A 17579-nucleotide genomic window follows, 5' to 3' on the forward strand; every position below is an offset into this window, starting at 1 on the left:
GTCGACGAAACGGGCTCGTCGACCTCGTGGACACAGGTGCCGGGAACGGGCTGGTGGAAACGGGGGTCCGGCATAGGCCGCCGCCCGTTTAGTTGAATGCTGCAACTATAGGGCGTGAAAGGTGTAACGCGCAACTAACCGAGTTATTCCCGGCGTCGCGATCGGCTGCGAAACGTGCCGCCTACAGCCGGGGTCAGGATTCCGGGTCGACCACCGGGTCATTGGTTGCCTCGCCCAAACGACGGAGCAGGCGTGTGAGGGTACGGATGTCGTCCGGGTCCCACTGGGCCAGGCGGCCGCGCCACTCCGAGACCGCCGACGCGAGGACAGCCTCAACGCGTTCGCGTCCGTGGTCGGTCAGCGTGATCACGCGTGCGCGTGCGTCCCGGGGGTCGGGGTGTCGCTCGGCGAGCCCGAGGCGGACGACCGCGTCGATCTGCCGGGTGACCGTCGACTTCTCCATGCCGACCGCGCTGACCAGGTCGGACATCGGCATCGTGTTGTGACGGGCGAGCATCGAGATCAGCGGATAACACGACGGATCGAGGCGAGGATCGATCTCGCGGGCACGTAGGCGCGTGCGGATGCGGCCGCGACGCCAGAAGTCGGTGAGCTCCGCCTCGAGGCCGCCGATGGCGTCGGAGTCGATCTGGGCCGGGGACGCGGCGGTGGTCGGATCCGAGCTCATGATCGCCGAGTCCTTTCGCCGGTGCGCCGTGTCGAGTCGCGGTCAGACTACCGACCGCGTTGTGTTGGAGCACACGCAGCCACCGGCGGGTGATGTCCGATTCGTCGTGATCGTCGACGGCCTGCCCGATGGTGAACAGTGTGGCGTGCGTCAACCGGCTTGGGAAGCGTCCATCGGATGGGGCACGATCGAGGAGTGAGCACGTCAGAACGCACCACCCCGAATGCCTGGGAGTACATCAAGTACTGCTATTGGGCGCCCCTGCCGAAGTCGATGACCGCTTGGGTCGAGAACGACCTCGCGGGGCCGGGGGCCTCGGCGCGGATGGTCGTGCGCTGGGCGATCCCGTGCATCATCATCCTGTGCCCGATGTTGTTCGTCCCGGCCGACTGGGGCGTTCGGTTCACCATGACGGCGCCGATCCTCATCGCCTACCTCTTCTTCTCGATCGCGCTGAACCGCGTCTATCGCCGCCACCGGCTGGCCCAGCACGGACTGAATCCCGACCTGGTCAACCGGCTCGAGCGGGAGAAGAACTCCGACCTCTACGACGAGTACCACCGCAAATACCGCGGCGAGCACCGTCGTCGCTGATCGCGACACGGCTCGTCGCAGGCTCCTCGCCTACTCGACCAGCGGAGGGACGCCGCGTATCGAGGTCAGTACAGGTAGTCCTCGCCGCTCGCGCGCACGGTCACGTCCGAGAGGCTGATGCCCCAGGGCTGATCGATGACGTGGACGACGGCGTCGGCCAGATCCTCGGGGGTGATGAGCCAGTACTCGATCGAGTCCACGTCGGTCAGCTCGGGAGGAAGGTCGCCCTGCAGCATCTGGGTGACGTGCTCTCTGTACGACGACACGCGCTGGCCGACGATGCCGCGGATCGCACGATCGTTGACGATCCAGCTGGCCAGGTTGGTGCCGGCGACACCGGTGGGTCTGACCGTGGTGACCTTGATCTTGCCCTTCGCCTCGATCCGCAGTGAATCGGACAGCATGGTGACCGCCGACTTAGTCGCGCTGTAGACACCGGACCCCTCGAAGCCGCCGTTGCCGTAGATCGATGCGATGTTGACGACCTGCCCGCGACCCTGCGTGATCATCTGGTCGTAGACGGCGGAGATGCCGTTCACCACCCCCTTGATGTTGATGTCGATGGCCTTGTGCCACTTCTCCCAGGCACGTTCGTGATCGGCAAAAAAGGCCAGTGGCATGACGCCGGCGTTGTTGACGATGACGTCGATCGTCCCGAACCTCTCGACGGCGAGAGCCGCGGCAGCCCGCATCTGCTCCATGTCGGTCACGTCGGCGACCTGCGCGACTGCCGAGCCGCCCGCGGCGACGATGGCATCGACGACAGCGGTCAGACCGTCGGTGTCGATGTCCACGCCGACGACATGGGCGCCGCCCGCGGCGCACTTTTCGGCGATGACCTTGCCGAATCCTCCCCCGGCTCCGGTGATGATGATGGTCTTGTCCTGCAAGTGATCTGACATGTATTCCCCCGCCGCGAATGGTCGCGTCATCCTAACAGCGAACGCGGGCAGTGGGATCCGTGCGTGACCCCGCCACGGTGCGCACCCCTCTGCACACCGTGGCCGAGGCAACGCATCACTCGAGAGGCCGGATCCGCGGCCTGCTCGGAGGACCGGTCCCGGTCGATCGTCCGCATTGGGTCTGTGGTGTGGACCCACCTGCCCTCGATTCAGTCATATGACTGAAGATCTGTCAAGCACCGCCGATCAACGGTGCAGAATGAGGACCGAAATCCGTTGTTGCCCTTGACAGGGCAGTAGGTGATGCCGAATTCTGCTTCGGGCGGCCTTCGCTCGCAGCCGTCGTCGTTCTCCCGCTCGCGGTTCGTGTTCGCCGCGGGTTCCCTCACATGTGTGCGCGATCTTCTCGTGCACCGACGACAGGAGATCCATGTCCGGGACGTTCCCATCGAGACGTACCTTCCTCAAGGCCGCAGCGGTCACCGCGGCCGGTGCGGCCAGCGCGGTCGCCGTGTCTGCCAACGGAACTGCGCCGGCCTCGGCGGCGCCGGCCCGTCGTGTACGGCACACCCGCGAGGAACACCGGGCGGTGGTCGTCGGTTCCGGTTTCGGTGGAGGGGTCTCGGCGCTCCGCCTGGCGCAGGCCGGTGTGCCCGTCCTGATGCTCGAACGTGGCAAGCGGTGGCCGACCGGACCGAACTCGGAGACTTTCCCGCGGGCGTCGAGCCCCGACAAGCGCATGCTGTGGCATGAGTCCACACCGAACCTGTTCGGCAAGCCGCTGAGCGTCGAACCCTATGTGGGACTGTTCGAATCGGTGGCCGGCGCGAACATGACGGCCCTGTGCCCCATCGGACTCGGGGGTGGTTCGCTGGTTTACCAGGGCATGACGCTCCAACCGAGCGAGGCAGTGTTCAACGAGCACTTCCCCAATGCCCTCGACTGGCAGCTGATGAATCGCGTGCACTATCCGCGGGTCGCGCGGATGCTCAAGATCGCGGTCGCGCCGGACTCGCTGGTGCGCTCACCGCAGTACCTTGCCCCGCGACAGTTCGCCAAACGCGTTCGCGCCGCTGGACTTCCGTTGCAGAAGATCCCGATGCCCATCGACTGGAGTTATGCCGAGGCGGAACTCCGCGGTGAGATGAAGCCGTCCTACACCAACGGCGACGGCGCCATCGGCGTGAACAACGGCGGCAAGCACAGCGTCGACGTCACCTACATCAAGCAGGCCGAGGCCACCGGTCTCGTGACGGTGCGGACGTTGCACACCGTCCGGCAGGTAACCCGGCGGCGCGACGGCAAGTGGTCTCTCGACGTCGAACGGACCGACGAGACCGGAAAAGTGCTGGAGCACAAAGAGATCATCACCAAGACCCTCATCATGGCCGCCGGTAGCGTCAACACCACGAAGCTCCTCGTGCGGGCTCGTGAGGCCGGGACGATCACCGATCTACCGGACGGCCTCGGGCGTGGCTGGGGAACCAACGCCGACCGGATCTACACCTGGACCAGCCCCAGCATCGACTTCGGTGCGGTACAAGGAGGGCCGGTGGTCTTCGGTAGCCCCAACTGGAGCAACCCAAAGAGGGCATTCACCGTCATACAAGCATCGCTGCCTCCCATGCCCGTCTACGCGGGTACGACGATGATGGTCGGTTTCGGTGTGAGCCCAGGGCGCGGTGTCATCGCCTACGACTCCGCCGCGGGCGACGCGATCATCAAGTGGCCGCACGAGGGCGACTCGGAGATCCAGACCAAACACATCGACGGTGCGGTGCGCAAGATCGCCGGGCCCGACGCAATCCTCACCGACACCAACGCATTCTTCCCGTCGACCTGGCACTCGCTCGGCGGGGCCAACATGGGCACCGTTTGCGACCTCGAGGGTCGGGTCAAGGGCCAGCCCGGGCTCTACGTCATCGACGGTGCGCTGATGCCGGGCACCACCGCGGCCTGTAATCCGTCGATGACGATCGCCGCGGTGGCCGAGCGCGCTCTCGACCACATCGTCGCCGAGGACGTGGGCACCGTCATCTGATCCGGGTGTGCCCTTCGAGGCTCGCTTCGCTCGCACCTCAGGGGGCGACGGGTGCTTGTTCGCTCGCACCTCAGGGAGCGACGGGTGCTTGTTCGCTCGCGCCTCGGGGAGCGACGGGTGCTTGTTCACTCGCACCTCAGGGGGCGACGGGTGCTTGTTCACTCGTACCTCAGGGAGCGACGGGTGTCTGATCGCGACTCAGGGAGCGAACGGGGTGATCGGGGCGAGCCACATCCCCGTGAGAGCGTCGACGACGATGTCGCACTGATGCTCCCACGCTGTCACGGTCCGCTCGGAGCCCGGACGGGCGGCGTCCTCGGCCGCTCGCTCGATGTCGGCCAGCGTGTTGACGATGATGTGGCGCGTCATGTTGTTGCGGATCTCGAGAACCGGATCGGAGAATTGCGGCAGCGCACCGTAGAAACCCTCGAGAATGGCGAGCAGGGGTTCGGAGTCGCCCATCTGCTCGTACAACAGGATGGTCGTGGCCGGGTCGCTGGAGACGTTGGCGAAGAACCGGGCGAAGTACGTCGGGGCGCCGAGTTCGCCGAGGTACTCGATCTCCGGACACACCAGGCACCTGATCCAGTCGCGGACCTTCGGGTCCGGCCCGATCTCGGCGAGGGCCTTCCGGCGTAAGCGGTCGAGGGGGATGTTGTGCGTGGTGAGGGTGGCCCGGATCAGGTCGTCCTTGGAGCCGAAGTGATGGCCGACCGCATAGTTGTTGCCCTGACCGGCGGCTTTGCTGATCTGCCTGCTGGAGACCGCCGACACCCCGTGTAGCGCGATCAACTCCTCCGCCGCGCTGATGAGCGCCTGGCGGGTACGGGCAGACTGCTCCGTCTTCCCATCGGTCATGGATTGATGATGCCTTACCGTCGTCGGCGTCCGGTGCCGGGTTTCCCACCGGATCCCGGGCGCCCTGACATACAGCCGACCTTCGACAAACCGACCGGGTTTGCACGAAGCCGAACGCCCGGTCCTAAGGTGGATCGACTGTACTCAAGTGAATCCGGTCCACGTCCAGACACGGCGTGACTGTTCACGACCTGTGTGAGGGGACCTGATGGCGACGACCACGGCCACGACAAGTCTGCGAGAGCTGACGCTCCGAGGGGTCATCCTCGGCGGTGTCATCACCCTCGTCTTCACCGCGGCCAACGTCTATCTCGGGCTGAAGGTCGGGCTGACCTTCGCCACCGCCATCCCGGCAGCCGTCATCTCGATGAGCATCCTGCGATACTTCGCCAACCACTCGGTGGTGGAGAACAACATCGTCCAGACGATCGCCTCCGCCGCCGGCACGTTGTCGGCGATCATCTTCGTGATCCCCGGTCTGGTGATGATCGGCTGGTGGACGGGATTCCCGTACTGGATCACGGTCGCCGTCTGCGCGATCGGCGGCGTCCTCGGCGTCATGTACTCGATCCCGCTGCGCCGCGCGCTGGTCACGGGATCCGATCTGCCATATCCGGAAGGCGTTGCGGCAGCCGAGGTCCTGAAGGTCGGGGACTCGGCAGGCGGCGCCGCGGAGAACAAGGCCGGCCTGCGCACGATCGTCATCGGTTCGATCGCCTCGGCGGGTTTCGCTCTGCTGACGAAGCTGAAGGTCCTGAGCGACTCGATCGCCGCGACGATCAAGGTCGGCGCGGGCGGCACGCTGTTCACCGCCGGCTTGTCGATGTCGCTGATCGGAATCGGACACCTCGTCGGCGTCACCGTCGGCGTCGCGATGCTCGTCGGTCTGCTCATCTCCTACGGCGTCCTGCTGCCCATCGAGAGCCAGAACCAGGGTGAGGCCGGGGAATCGCTCAGCGATGTCGTCGCCGGTGTGTTCGCCGAAGACGTGCGACTCATCGGTGCAGGTGCCATCGCGATCGCCGCCATCTGGACCCTCCTCAAGGTGATGGGACCCATCGCCCGTGGCATCAAGGGGTCGCTCGCCTCGTCCCGGTCACGTCGCGAAGGCGTGACGGTGGACATCACCGAGCGCGACATCCCCTTCAACATCGTCGGCGGCAGCATCCTCGTACTGCTCGTCCCGATCGGCCTGCTCCTGTGGGACTTCGTGCACGGCACCGTCCTCGAGGGCAGCGCTACCGGGATCATCGCGGTGAGCATCGTCTTCGTCTTCGTCATCGGCCTGGCGGTCGCAGCCGTCTGCGGGTACATGGCCGGTCTCATCGGCTCGTCGAACTCCCCGATCTCCGGCGTCGGCATCCTGGTGGTGCTCATTGCCGCAATCCTCATCAAGGCGACCTTCGGGACCGCTGACCCGGACCAGACCGACGCACTGATCGCCTACACGCTGTTCACCGCCGCCGTGGTCTTCGGTGTCGCAACCATCTCCAACGACAACCTGCAGGACCTGAAGACCGGTCAGCTGGTGGGTGCGACCCCGTGGAAACAGCAGGTGGCGCTGGTGATCGGTGTGCTCTTCGGTTCCGCGATCATCCCGCCGATCCTCGGACTGATGTACGACGTGTTCGGCTTCGTGGGTGCTCCGGGCGCCGGCGACGACGCCCTGGCCGCACCGCAGGCGGGTCTGCTCTCGACCCTCGCGAAGGGCGTGCTGGGAGCCGACCTCAACTGGGGTCTCATCGGCATCGGCGCCCTCATCGGCGCGGTCGTCATCCTCATCGACGAACTGCTCGGTCGCGCAGGGAAGTTCCGGCTCCCGCCGCTCGCGGTCGGGATGGGCATGTACCTGCCGATGTCGGTCACGCTCATCATCCCGGTGGGCGCCTTCCTCGGACACTTCTACAACCGCTGGGCCGAACGGAGCGGCGGCGCAGTCGAACACAAGAAGCGCATGGGTGTGCTGCTCGCGACCGGCCTGATCGTCGGCGAGGCCCTGTTCGGTGTCGTCTTCGCGGGCATCGTCGCCGCCACCGGCGACGACTCGGTGCTCGCGATCGTCGGCGACGGCTTCGACACCTGGGCTCAGATCCTCGGTGTCATCGTGTTCGCCGGCGTGGTCGCGCTGCTCTACGACCGCGTCGCCAAGCTCGCCACCGCCAGCGGCGTCGTGCCGAGCAAGGCCGCCGACACCGCCGGGACCGACACCACCGGGACCGACACCGCCGGGACCGAGCCGAAGGCCTGACCCCGGCTCAGTCGCCGATCAGCCTGCTGCCGAGGCACATTCGGTGATCGCGGTGTCGAGGATGTCGAGGCCGGTACGGATCTCGTCATCGGAGGCGGTCAGCGGCGGGGCGATGCGGAAGATGCCGCCCATGCCGGGCAGCTGGACGACGTTCATGTGGAGACCGAGTTCGAAGCACCGTGCGGTCACCGCGGCCCCGAGCCGGTCGGCGCCCTGCTTGGTCGCGCGGTCGGTGACGAGCTCGATGCCCTGCATGAGCCCCCGGCCGCGCACGTCGCCCACGCACTCGTGCCGGTCCTGCAGTTCCAGCAATCCGGCACGCAGGACCGAACCAGCCTGGGCCGCACGGGAATCGAGCCCGTCGCGTTGTAGGACGTCGAGCACGGTGACGCCGACCGCCGCCACCAGCGGGTCGGACACGTGGGTGGTGAAGAACAGGTAGCCCCGTTCGTGGGCGGCCTGCTCGATCTCGGTGGTGGTGATGACCGCGGCGAGGGGGAGTCCCGCACCGAGCGTCTTCGACAGGGTGAGGATGTCGGGGACGATGCCGTCGCGTTCGAAGGCATACCAGGACCCGGTGCGGCACAGACCGGTCTGCGCCTCGTCGACGATGAGCAGCATGCCGCGTTCCTCGCACTTGCGTTTGAGTGCGGCGAAATAGCCGGCCGGCGGCTCGATCACCCCGCCGGAGGACAGGATCGGTTCGACGATGCATGCGGCGAGTGAGCCGGTCGACTGGGCGTCGATGAGTTCGAAGCCGAAATCGAGCTGGCGCTGCCAGTCGAGCGTGCCGTCGGGATTCGTGAAATCGGGTCGGTAGGGGTTGGGCGTCGGCAGGGCGAAGTTACCGGGTGCGACCGGTCCGTAGCCGGTGCGGCCGGCGCTGTAGGTGGAGGCGGCCGCGGCATGCGTCATGCCGTGCCACGACCGTGCGAAGGAGACGATCTCGTGTTTGCCGGTGACCAGCTTCGCCATCCGGATCGCGGCCTCGTTGGACTCGGCGCCGGTACTCAGCAGAAGCACCTTGTCGAGAGCGTCCGGGAGGGTTTCCGACAGACGGGCCGACAGTTCCAGCACCGGCGGGGAGATCATCCCGCTGAACAGGTGGTCGAGCTCGCCGATCTGCCGGGTGACGGTCGCGACGATGTCGGGATGCGAATGACCGAGGATCGCCGACATCTGGCCGGAGGTGAAGTCGAGAAGGGGGCGTCCGTCCGCGGTGTGGACCCAGCTGCCCGCCGCTCGGACGATCAGCTCCGGCGAGAACTGACCGCCGTAGCGGACGAGATTGCGGGTGTCGAGGCCGGTGATGCTGTCGGGCTGGGTGGTCATGCCAACACGGTACGAGTGACGTCGACGCCGCGCGCGCCCAGACCATGGGCACGGTGACCTGTCACACGATGACGGCGCGGTTCCGAATATCGTGTGCGGTGCAGTCTGTTTGCGGGAAAACCAGGAGGCACCATGGCAGACGAGCAGACGTTGAACACGGCGGTCGAGGACTACCTCGCGGGCGCCGAACACTTCCTCGGACTGGTCGCCCGAGTACGACCGGATCAGTGGGACCGGCCCGGGCTGGGGGATTGGTCGGTCCGTTCGCTGGTCGGACACACGAGTCGTTCGCTGACAACGGTCGCCGACTATCTCGCCCAACCCGAACCGGACCTCATCGAGATCGATTCGGTGGGAGGGTATTACGCCCGCATCCAGGGACTCGCCGCCGCGCCGGAGGTGGCGGCCCGCGGCGTCGCCGCCGGAGTCGAACTGGGCGACGATCCACTGCGGGCGGCGACCGAACGCCGCGACCGCGCGGCCGCGGCGATCACCGGCATCGGCGCTCGAGCGGTCACCACCCCGTGGGGCGGAATCCTGCTGTCCCACTATCTGCCGACGAGAACCTTCGAACTGGCAGTCCACGGCCTCGACATCGCCCGCGCGCTCGGAGCGGCGTCGACCCTGCCGCGACCGGTGCTCATGTCGGCCCTGGCCACAGCCGTGGAGGCGGCGGAGCTGACCGGCCAGGGTGAGCAGGCGCTGTTGATCCTCACCGGACGCGAGCAGGGTCCGATCTCGGTCGTGTGACGCCAACCCGGTGGGGGCCCTTCGCGAGCTCCGGGCCACCTCCGGGCGCAGCGGGTGTCAGCCGGGTACCCGGCTGTGGGCGAACTCGGCGACGATCGCGGCGTTGAACGCCGGGATGTCGTCGGGCTTACGGCTGGTGATCAGCACGCTGTCGCCGCCTCGGCACGTGACGACCTCTTCATCGACCCAGTTGCCGCCGGCGTTGATGACGTCGGTCTTGATGCTGGGGAAGGAGGTGAGGGTGCGGCCCCGAACGACGTCGGCCTCGATGAGGGTCCACGGCGCGTGGCAGATCGCGGCGACGGGTTTGCCCGCCTCGAAGAACCCGCGCACGAAGCGCACGGCCGGTGCCGAGGCTCGCAGGAAGTCGGGGTTGGCGACGCCACCCGGAAGGACAAGGGCGTCGAAGTCGGCGATGCGGGCGTCTTCGAGGGTCTTGTCGACGGGAAAGGTGTCCGCCTTGTCGAGGTGATCGAACGCCTGGATGGTGCCGGACTCGGTGGACACCAGCACCGGCTTTCCGCCGCAGGCCTCGATGGACTTCCAGGGCTCGGTGAGTTCCACCTGCTCGGCGCCCTCACTGGCCACCAGGAATGCGACGGTGACGTTGTTGAGTTCTTCGGCCATGGTGTCTCCTCCTCATACGCATCGGCGGGCAGGAATTCGCAGCGCCGTGCGGGCTGATCGATCCGACCGCGTCTTGATCGCGGGCACCGGGCGTGAGCCGTGATGCCCCGATCCGGACATACCCACCGACGCTGGGCCCCAACCATGACGCGTGCCGCCGCACCGTGTTGAATGGCCTCCGATCACGCGCCCGCGGGTGCGGATGAGGTGAAGGGGGAAAGCTGTCATGGGTGGTCTCGACGGCGTTGCGACGCTGGTTCACCTGGCGCGAGGTGGAGAGATCGGGGAAGCACACGAGACCCCGTACACCGTGCTCGTGGACGCGCCGCATCGTCAGCTGCGACGCTACGGCAGCGTCGAGCAGCTGACGTCGGCCCGCGAGTCGTCCCAGCGGCCGGTGCTGCTCGTCCCGCCGCTGGCGGTGTCGACGGACTGCTACGACCTCACGCCAGGACTGAGCCTGGTGGAGTACCTGCTGTCCACCGGCCGGGTGCCCTACGTGATCGACTTCGGGGACATGACCCGCGACGATCGGCACCTCGGGTTCGCCGCCTTCTTCGCCGACATCGTGCCCGGCGCGATCGCCGCAACCCTTGCGGACTTCGATGACGAAACGTCGACCGGCAAGGGCGTGGACCTGCTCAGTTGGAGTCTCGGCGGCACCATCTCGTTCCTCACCGTCGCCGCCGACCCCGGTCTGCCGGTGCGATCGATCACCGCGGTCGGAACCCCGCTTGACTACGACCGCGTCCCGCCGTACCCGCTGGTGAAGACGCTGATGCGGCCCATCGGGGCCAAGCCGGTCTCCCTCGCGCTCCGAGCCCTGGGCGGTATCCCCGCACCGCTCGTGCGGACCGCCTACCGCGGCACCGCCTGGCAGCGGGAGCTCAAGAAGCCCGGCTACATCATCCGCAACGCCGACGACACCGAGGCCCTGACCCGGATGAAGGCCATCGACCGCTTCCAGGACACGATGCCCGGTTACCCCGGGAAGGCTTCCGAGGAGATGTGGGAGAACTTCATCATGCGCGGCGAGCTGGCCCGCGGCGTGCTGACCTTCGACGACGTCACCGTCGACCTGTCGAAGGTCGAGGTCCCGGTGCAGCTGTTCGGCAGCCACCGGGACGCCATCGTCAGCTGGGCGGCCGCTCACCACGGCGTCGACCTGTTCACCGGATCGCCGAGGGTCGAGTTCACGACCGTCGAGACGAGCCACCTCGGACTCATCGCCGGCTCGGCGGCAGTCGAGCAGACGTGGCCGCGGATCGACGAGTTCCTGTCGAGCCTGGATAAGGTGTGACTCGTGGATGTCGTAGATGAAGAAAGCTTCATCTACGACTCATGGTCGGCTCATCGTGCCCGGACATAGTCGGGGACATGAAGATCTCACGCATCCTCGCAACCCTGGCCCTCAGCACACTCGCGGTCGCCGTTGTGGCCGCAAGTTTTCTGCTCACCCGGTCCCCTGAGCCCGACCTCGTCTCCGATCCGGTCTCGGTGAGCGCATCCTCGGGGGCGGCCCCCGCAGTACTCAACCCGGCGCCGGGCCCTGCACCCCGGGCGCCGGGCGGAGATCCCGGGTCGCGGGCGATCGCGCCCAACCTGGTGTCGGATGGCTGGTGTGACGACGATGACCGGGACGACGACCGGGATGACGACGACCGGGATGACGACGATGCCCGGGACGATGACTGTGACGACTGGGACGATGACCGCGACGACGACCGCGACGACGACGGCCGCGATGACGATGACGATGATTGGGACGATGACCGGGACGACGACTGAGGGTTGGAGCAAGCCTCGCCGGAACCCCGGTGAGCGACCTCGCGCCGGGAGCACACGTGGACGTAGACGCGCCGCGCTCCCGGCGCGCTGGCGTATCACGGCGTGGATCATGCTCACCACGTTCGCTCTTCTCGCCGTGGTCTTCCTGATCACCCGTAACCTGCTGCTCCACGACGTCGACAGCCGTGCGAATCACGATGTGGCACAGGAGGCCAGCGAGTTCCGTACCTTCGCCGGCGAGGGCGTGGACCCGACCACTTCCGAGCCGTTCACCTCGGTGTCTCGTCTACTCGAGGTGTTTCTGTCGCGTCAGTCGGCGGGGCAGGGCGAGGTCATGGCCGGGGTGGTCGGCAACACCGAGATCCTCGAGCTGCCCGGCAACGCCTGGCCCGATGAGGGCGAGGGGCGTCGGGTGATCGACGAGTTGCGTGCGCGAGATGGGCCCGCCGGGGTCCTTTCGACCGACCACGGCGAGATCCGATGGGGAAAAGTCGAGGTCACGCAGGCGTCGCTACACGGGCAGGATGCCTCGACCGACTCACGGAAGGGAACCTTCATCGTCGGCATCTACACCGACCCCGGACGTGAACTCGTCGACCACACGATGCGTCTTCTTGCGCTCGTCGGCCTGACCGGGATGCTGGTGACCACCGGCGCCGCCTACCTCGTCGCCGGCCGAATCCTCGCGCCGGTCCGCAGCGTGCGGATGGTCGCCGAGGAGATCGGCGAGAACGACCTGACCGCACGGGTGCCGGTCGACGGCCACGACGACATCGCTGCGCTCGCCGAGACGTTCAACGCCATGCTGGACCGGATCGAAGCCGCGTACACCACGCAGCGACAATTCGTCGACGACGCCGGCCACGAACTGCGTACTCCGATCACCGTGGTCCGCGGACACCTTGAGCTACTGACCGAGGAGCCGGAGGAACGGCGCAAGACCCTGGATCTCGTGGACAGCGAGCTGGTGCGGATGAGTCGGATCGTCAGCGACCTGCTGTTGCTGGCGAAATCCGAACAACCCGACTTCGTGGTGACGCGCGAGGTCGAGGCCGCCGAGCTCATGCTCGGCATCGAGTCCAAGGTGCAACCGCTGGGGGAACGACACTGGTTGCTCATGGAGGTTGCCGAGGGGCCGTGCCGGGTGGACCCCGAACGCATCACCCAGGCGATGCTGCAGCTGGCGTCGAATGCGGTGCGCCACACCGGAGAAGACACGGCGATCCGGCTTGGTTCACGGTTCGTCGAGGGCGGTGCGCAACGGCGCCTCTCGATCTGGATCGCCGACGAGGGGCCGGGAGTGGTGCCCGAGGACGCGGCCCGGATCTTCGAACGGTTCCAGCGCGGAGCGCAGGAGACCCCCGACGCGCGATTCTCCGGCGCGGGACTGGGGCTGTCGATAGTCCGCGCCATCGCCGAGGCACATCACGGCGTCGCGTGGGTCCGGAGCACTCCTGGTCACGGGGCGACCTTCGGCATCGATCTGCCCGCGCACGAGGTGGCCGCGACCACTCACCACACTCCATGGCCGGACTCCGGACCGCAGTCGGAGGGAGACAACAGTTGAGCCGCATTCTCATCGCCGAGGACGACGCGCGCATCGCCGCATTCGTGGGCAAAGGGTTGCGCTCGGCCGGTTACAGTACCGACCACGTGACCGACGGGCTCTCGGCCCTCGAAGCAGCCCGCAGCGGCGGCTTCGACATGGTGGTCTTGGACATCGGCCTGCCCTCGATGGACGGTTTCGAGGTCTTGGCGCACATGCGTGGCGAGGGGATCACGACACCGGTGGTGGTTCTGACTGCCCGAGACAGCGTGAACGACACCGTCAGCGGCCTCGAGGGCGGGGCCAACGACTACATGACCAAGCCGTTTCAGTTCGCAGAACTCCTCGCCCGTATCCGGTTGCGACTGGTCGATGACTCCGCGGCTGCCTCCGGTACCAAGGACAACACCCTGACCGCCGGGGATCTAAGCCTGGACCTGAAATCACGGCGCGTGCGCATCGGCGCGACCGTCATCGATCTCACCGCTCGGGAGTTCGCCCTCCTGGAGCTCTTCCTCCGCCATCCCGACCATGTCCTGTCCCGCGAGCAGATTCTCGGGCACGTCTGGGGTTACGATTTCGACCCGGCATCAAACGTGGTCGACGTCTATGTCCGCGCGCTGCGCAACAAGATCGGGGCCCAGCGACTGGAGACCGTGCGCGGGATGGGCTACCGGTTGCGGCGAGATGTCTAAGGGGCGACGCTGAGCCAGTCGGCGAAGCCCGACGGGTCGTGACGGCCGAGCGCGCCGTGCTCGAACAGGCCCCAACCGGTTCGGGTCGTGCCGTCACCTTCCCGGCAGGTCGCCCGTCCGACGTGGTCGATGACGCCGAACGGCATGCGCCCGATGATCTCCGGGCTGGTCATGTCGTAGGTGAGGCGTTCGGTGAAGTCCTCACCGCGCCAGACGCCGTGGAGCCAGTCGGGATCTCCGCCGTACCCGCCGCCGACGTGGATCGGGACGGGCAGCAGTGACTCCACCTCGAACGTCACCGCCGACCCGTCCGATGCGGTGGCGGAAATGGTTGCACCGGTGGGAATCCGGGTTCCCGAGGCGTAGTGCACCGAGATCCGCGGCCAGCCGAGTTGCTCGACGCGGCCGTCCTTCCACACCCGGGAGCAGTCGTTGAGGGTGCGGAACCCGTTGGGGTCCTCCTGCACGATGAGGACGAGCTGGAAGTCGTCGAAGGCCATCGGCACGTACAGCCACCACATGCCCTCGAAGGGCGGATCTGCCGGTCGCCCTGCGGGTTCCGGTTCGCCCACCGGCCGGATGCCCCAGGACCGGTCGCGGGTCCCGACCCACGTCGACGGGTCGACCGCGATGTGTTCGCCGTCGACGGTGATGGACCCGCGCCAGGTGCCGACCTGGGCGAAGCGCTGCGCGTCGAGCGTGACCTTGGTGCCCTGCCGCATGATGTGGGGCTGCTCCAGGAGTGGGTCGAACAGGCCTTCCCAGTGCAGGTCGACGGCGATGCCCTCGGTCTCGGCGAGCGTGAGATGCAGTGTGCGCAAGGGCTCGTCGACGGCGAGCCGGTAACCGCCGACATGCTGGTCGAGCCGGTCGCCGTCGATGGCGTCGGACAGGTGCACCGCGGTCTGGGTGTCCGGGCCGTCCTCCTGCCGGCGTCGGATCAGGACGAAGGCATCCTTGACCCCGAGGTTCGGGTAGTAACCGATGCCGGTGATCAGGAAGATGTTGCCGCTGCGGTCGTGGGCGTTGAGATAGGCGCGGTCGTAGAAGTTGCGGTCGGAGTTCGCCGGCCAGGCGATCGGTTGCGGCAGTTGATGAATCGGGAACTCGTCGAGCGGTCCGAGACCGGACATGGGATCAGCCTTCCTCGAGGAGACGGTCGAGCAGCGGACGGTGGTAGAAGAGCGTCCCGTCGACGTCGTCGGGCCGCTCGAGTTCGCCGAAGTGCACGCGTCGGGCGCCGGTGCGCATGAAGACGCAGCACCACTGCACGGCGGCGTAGACGTAGAACCAGCGTAGGTCGCCCAGTTCGGCCCCGGTCCGTTCCCGATAGGTTGCGCGGACGTCCTCCTCACGAAGGAGGTCGGGGAGCCCGGGCAGTCCGGCCATCGTCGCCAGCTCCTGGAACACACTGTGCGCGAAGATCACCCACGCCACATCGAGCTCGCGCGGGCCGATCTTCGCCATCTCCCAGTCGAGCACTGCGGTGGGTTCGAAGTCGACGAACATCATGTTGCCCAGTCGGGAGTCGCCCCACGACAGCACGGGGTCGGCGGAGGCGGCGTCGTCGGGGAAGTTCGCGGTGAGCCACTCCAACGCCCGTTCGACCAGGGGCGAGCGGCCGATGCCCTCGACCGACAGGTCGTACCAGTCCTGCAGCCAGGCGAGCAGTCGCGCCAGGATCGAGTCCCCCGCGGGGAGGTCGTCGAGCAGGAAACCGAAATGCTCGGCCGCACCGGGGATCGCGTGCAGGTCTGCGATGACGTGGACCGCGGCGTCCTGCGCACGACGCCGATCGGCAGGGGCCGCGTCGGCAAACCAGTTGTCGCCGAACGTGTACGGCATGACGTCGGGCGGCACGTCGCCCTCCAGTCGGTCCATGAGGAAGAAGGGTGCGCCGAGCAGCGATCCCGTCGGCTCGAGGTGATGCACACGCGGGACCGGCACGTCGGTCAGTTCGGCGACCTTGCGCATGACCTCGAACTGATGGTCCATCCGGTAGACGCGGAACACGGGGATGTCGCCGGCGGCGGGTGCCATCCGCATCACCCATTCACGGGTGTCCGAGTCCGGCCAGGTCGCGGTGACCGGGATGGTCTCCGACGACATGCCGTTGGCGTCGCCGCCGGCCGCCACCGTCACCTCCGGGGTGGTGTCGGGGGTGTCGGGTTGTTCGGCGAGCCAGGACGCGAGGACGTCCGGGACCGACGTGTTGTCCCTGCTGGAGCGTTGTAGATGGTCGATGTGTTCGACGGCGGGCTCGGTGGCCACGGGCACCCCCAGGATTCGCTACGGTGAGTAGCGTAATGACAGCAGACAGGTCGCGGCCCCGCAGCGACTTCGGCGAAATCGCGACTGCGACGAGAGTTGGTCTCATGGACGCTGGACCCGACGGAGCCGGTCTCGCCGCTGCGGGCCTCGATGGCGCGGGACCGGTCGAGACGACGGCCGGGCGGCCCCGCGACGCGCGGATCGACTCCGCGGTGCTCGACGCCGCGGCGCGACTCGTCGTCGAGGTGGGTTATCACCGCCTGACGATGGCCGCGATCGCCGAGCGGGCGGGCACCACCAAGACGGCGCTGTATCGACGATGGTCGGGTAAGGCCGAGCTCGTACACGACGTGGTGTTCGCGCAGATGACGCGTCTACCGCCGTCGAGCGGCGAGATGGAGGCCGATCTGCGGTCGATGGTCGACGCTGCCCGAGACCTGTTCGCCCGACCGGTGACCCGTGTAGCGCTGCCCGGCCTGATCGCGGACATGTCCGCCGACCCGGCTCTCGCCGCCCGCGTGCACGCCGGTTTCGCCGCGGTGTTCGGCGGTGTGCGCGAGAGGCTGGTGGTCGCGGTCGAGCGCGGCGAGGTGCACCCCGACGTCGACCCCGACCGGCTCATCGAGGTGGTCGGCGGATCGGCGATGCTGCACGTACTCCTGCTGCGGGACCAGGAATTCGACGACGACTGGGCAGAGCGGTTGGTGGCCATCGTCCTTCACGGCGTGATGCGCTGACCTCCCCGATCACCGGTGACGTGGCGAATCGTCCGGTGTGGGCACCTACACTCACTTCATGGCTACCCCAGACTCCGCCGGCCCCCGCACCACGGACGAGATCGTCGAGAAGATCCTGTCCACCTACGACACCATCACGGTGGTCGGTGCCAGCGCCAACGCGGCCAAGGCCGCCAACGAGGTACCCGCGCACATGAAGCACCTCGGGTGGCGGATCATCCCGGTCAACCCGACCGCCGACGAGATCGTCGGCGAGAAGGTGTACCGATCGCTCGCGGACATCCCCGAACAGGTCGGCCTCGTCGACGTGTTCCGTCCCGGTCCCGAATGTGCCGACGTCGCGCGCGCCGCGGTCGAGGCAGGCGCGACGGCGCTGTGGCTGCAGCTCGGAATCCGGTCCGAGGAGGCCCGCAAGATCGCCGAGGACGCCGGACTGCTCTACGTGGACGACCGCTGCCTGATCATCGAGCAGCGGCGCACGGGCATCGTGCCCGCATGATGA

17 protein-coding genes are annotated in these 17579 nt (G+C 67.3%); 10 read left to right on the forward strand and 7 right to left on the reverse strand.

Annotated features, from left to right (window positions below; genetic code table 11):
* Positions 1–193: 193 nt before the first annotated feature.
* A complete protein-coding gene (locus LQD00_RS09580) occupies positions 194–688 on the reverse strand; it encodes a MarR family winged helix-turn-helix transcriptional regulator (RefSeq protein WP_232716906.1) in 495 nt (164 codons plus the stop codon).
* Between the two features lie 177 nt (positions 689–865).
* Between LQD00_RS09580 and LQD00_RS09585 the strand changes: the two genes are divergently transcribed.
* On the forward strand, positions 866–1282 hold the full coding sequence (locus LQD00_RS09585; protein ID WP_232716907.1) for a DUF5313 domain-containing protein: 417 nt from the start codon (positions 866–868) through the stop codon (positions 1280–1282).
* Between the two features lie 65 nt (positions 1283–1347).
* Here LQD00_RS09585 and LQD00_RS09590 read toward each other — a convergent pair whose 3' ends face one another.
* Complete coding sequence (locus tag LQD00_RS09590; protein ID WP_232716908.1) at positions 1348–2184, reverse strand: SDR family oxidoreductase; 837 nt, start codon at positions 2182–2184, stop codon at positions 1348–1350.
* 430 nt (positions 2185–2614) lie between these two features.
* Between LQD00_RS09590 and LQD00_RS09595 the strand changes: the two genes are divergently transcribed.
* Positions 2615–4225, forward strand: a complete 1611-nt coding sequence (locus tag LQD00_RS09595) for a GMC oxidoreductase (protein ID WP_232716909.1) — start codon at positions 2615–2617, stop codon at positions 4223–4225.
* Between the two features lie 198 nt (positions 4226–4423).
* Here the strand turns inward: LQD00_RS09595 and LQD00_RS09600 are convergent, their stop codons facing one another.
* Entirely contained in the window at positions 4424–5083 is a 660-nt protein-coding gene (locus tag LQD00_RS09600) for a TetR/AcrR family transcriptional regulator (protein WP_232716910.1), read from the reverse strand.
* A 208-nt stretch (positions 5084–5291) separates the two neighbouring features.
* Between LQD00_RS09600 and LQD00_RS09605 the strand changes: the two genes are divergently transcribed.
* Complete coding sequence (locus tag LQD00_RS09605) at positions 5292–7331, forward strand: OPT family oligopeptide transporter (RefSeq protein WP_232716911.1); 2040 nt, start codon at positions 5292–5294, stop codon at positions 7329–7331.
* 18 nt (positions 7332–7349) lie between these two features.
* Here the strand turns inward: LQD00_RS09605 and LQD00_RS09610 are convergent, their stop codons facing one another.
* Entirely contained in the window at positions 7350–8663 is a 1314-nt protein-coding gene (locus tag LQD00_RS09610; RefSeq protein ID WP_232716912.1) for an aspartate aminotransferase family protein, read from the reverse strand.
* 132 nt (positions 8664–8795) lie between these two features.
* Here LQD00_RS09610 and LQD00_RS09615 point away from each other — a divergent pair, with 132 nt between their 5' ends.
* Positions 8796–9413: a maleylpyruvate isomerase family mycothiol-dependent enzyme gene (locus LQD00_RS09615; RefSeq protein WP_232716913.1), complete on the forward strand. Its 618-nt coding sequence runs from the start codon at positions 8796–8798 to the stop codon at positions 9411–9413.
* Between the two features lie 57 nt (positions 9414–9470).
* On the opposite strand, the gene LQD00_RS09620 is transcribed toward LQD00_RS09615, so the two are convergent.
* Positions 9471–10040: a type 1 glutamine amidotransferase domain-containing protein gene (locus LQD00_RS09620; protein ID WP_232716914.1), complete on the reverse strand. Its 570-nt coding sequence runs from the start codon at positions 10038–10040 to the stop codon at positions 9471–9473.
* A gap of 226 nt (positions 10041–10266) precedes the next feature.
* Between LQD00_RS09620 and LQD00_RS09625 the strand changes: the two genes are divergently transcribed.
* The 4 genes from LQD00_RS09625 to LQD00_RS09640 all read left to right on the forward strand — a co-directional run bounded on the left by LQD00_RS09625 (position 10267) and on the right by LQD00_RS09640 (position 14069).
* A complete protein-coding gene (locus tag LQD00_RS09625; RefSeq protein ID WP_232716915.1) occupies positions 10267–11340 on the forward strand; it encodes an alpha/beta hydrolase in 1074 nt (357 codons plus the stop codon).
* 77 nt (positions 11341–11417) lie between these two features.
* A complete protein-coding gene (locus LQD00_RS09630) occupies positions 11418–11828 on the forward strand; it encodes a hypothetical protein (protein ID WP_232716916.1) in 411 nt (136 codons plus the stop codon).
* 109 nt (positions 11829–11937) lie between these two features.
* Entirely contained in the window at positions 11938–13395 is a 1458-nt protein-coding gene (locus LQD00_RS09635; protein ID WP_232716917.1) for a sensor histidine kinase, read from the forward strand.
* Positions 13392–14069 (forward strand): response regulator transcription factor, encoded by a 678-nt coding sequence (locus LQD00_RS09640; RefSeq protein WP_232716918.1) that lies wholly within the window; start codon positions 13392–13394, stop codon positions 14067–14069. The genes LQD00_RS09635 and LQD00_RS09640 overlap by 4 nt, the downstream gene beginning before the upstream one ends.
* Here the strand turns inward: LQD00_RS09640 and LQD00_RS09645 are convergent.
* Positions 14066–15202: a hypothetical protein gene (locus tag LQD00_RS09645; protein ID WP_232716919.1), complete on the reverse strand. Its 1137-nt coding sequence runs from the start codon at positions 15200–15202 to the stop codon at positions 14066–14068. The two genes, LQD00_RS09640 and LQD00_RS09645, sit on opposite strands and share 4 nt — an antisense overlap.
* 4 nt (positions 15203–15206) lie before the next feature.
* Positions 15207–16340, reverse strand: coding sequence for a phosphotransferase family protein (locus LQD00_RS09650; RefSeq protein ID WP_232716920.1), 1134 nt, complete (start codon positions 16338–16340; stop codon positions 15207–15209).
* Positions 16341–16444: 104 nt separating this feature from the next.
* On the opposite strand from LQD00_RS09650, the gene LQD00_RS09655 reads away from it, so the two are divergent.
* Positions 16445–17077, forward strand: a complete 633-nt coding sequence (locus tag LQD00_RS09655) for a TetR/AcrR family transcriptional regulator (RefSeq protein ID WP_232716921.1) — start codon at positions 16445–16447, stop codon at positions 17075–17077.
* Positions 17078–17135: 58 nt separating this feature from the next.
* The gene (locus tag LQD00_RS09660; protein WP_232716922.1) at positions 17136–17576 is read left to right on the forward strand and encodes a CoA-binding protein; all 441 of its coding nucleotides are present in this window, start codon (positions 17136–17138) and stop codon (positions 17574–17576) included.
* Positions 17577–17579: the final 3 nt, after the last annotated feature.

This window comes from Gordonia metallireducens (assembly GCF_021245825.1).
GTDB lineage: Bacteria > Actinomycetota > Actinomycetes > Mycobacteriales > Mycobacteriaceae > Gordonia > Gordonia namibiensis.

Coding starts and splice junctions, on each gene's coding strand:
- LQD00_RS09660 (WP_232716922.1), top strand. CDS start 17,136: ATGGCTACCCCAGACTCCGCCGGCCCCCGCACCACGGACGAGATCGTC.
- LQD00_RS09590 (WP_232716908.1), bottom strand. CDS start 2,184: ATGTCAGATCACTTGCAGGACAAGACCATCATCATCACCGGAGCCGGG.
- LQD00_RS09600 (WP_232716910.1), bottom strand. CDS start 5,083: ATGACCGATGGGAAGACGGAGCAGTCTGCCCGTACCCGCCAGGCGCTC.
- LQD00_RS09630 (WP_232716916.1), top strand. CDS start 11,418: ATGAAGATCTCACGCATCCTCGCAACCCTGGCCCTCAGCACACTCGCG.
- LQD00_RS09585 (WP_232716907.1), top strand. CDS start 866: ATGGGGCACGATCGAGGAGTGAGCACGTCAGAACGCACCACCCCGAAT.
- LQD00_RS09635 (WP_232716917.1), top strand. CDS start 11,938: ATGCTCACCACGTTCGCTCTTCTCGCCGTGGTCTTCCTGATCACCCGT.
- LQD00_RS09605 (WP_232716911.1), top strand. CDS start 5,292: ATGGCGACGACCACGGCCACGACAAGTCTGCGAGAGCTGACGCTCCGA.
- LQD00_RS09610 (WP_232716912.1), bottom strand. CDS start 8,663: ATGACCACCCAGCCCGACAGCATCACCGGCCTCGACACCCGCAATCTC.
- LQD00_RS09625 (WP_232716915.1), top strand. CDS start 10,267: ATGGGTGGTCTCGACGGCGTTGCGACGCTGGTTCACCTGGCGCGAGGT.
- LQD00_RS09580 (WP_232716906.1), bottom strand. CDS start 688: ATGAGCTCGGATCCGACCACCGCCGCGTCCCCGGCCCAGATCGACTCC.
- LQD00_RS09615 (WP_232716913.1), top strand. CDS start 8,796: ATGGCAGACGAGCAGACGTTGAACACGGCGGTCGAGGACTACCTCGCG.
- LQD00_RS09645 (WP_232716919.1), bottom strand. CDS start 15,202: ATGTCCGGTCTCGGACCGCTCGACGAGTTCCCGATTCATCAACTGCCG.
- LQD00_RS09595 (WP_232716909.1), top strand. CDS start 2,615: ATGTCCGGGACGTTCCCATCGAGACGTACCTTCCTCAAGGCCGCAGCG.
- LQD00_RS09620 (WP_232716914.1), bottom strand. CDS start 10,040: ATGGCCGAAGAACTCAACAACGTCACCGTCGCATTCCTGGTGGCCAGT.
- LQD00_RS09655 (WP_232716921.1), top strand. CDS start 16,445: ATGGACGCTGGACCCGACGGAGCCGGTCTCGCCGCTGCGGGCCTCGAT.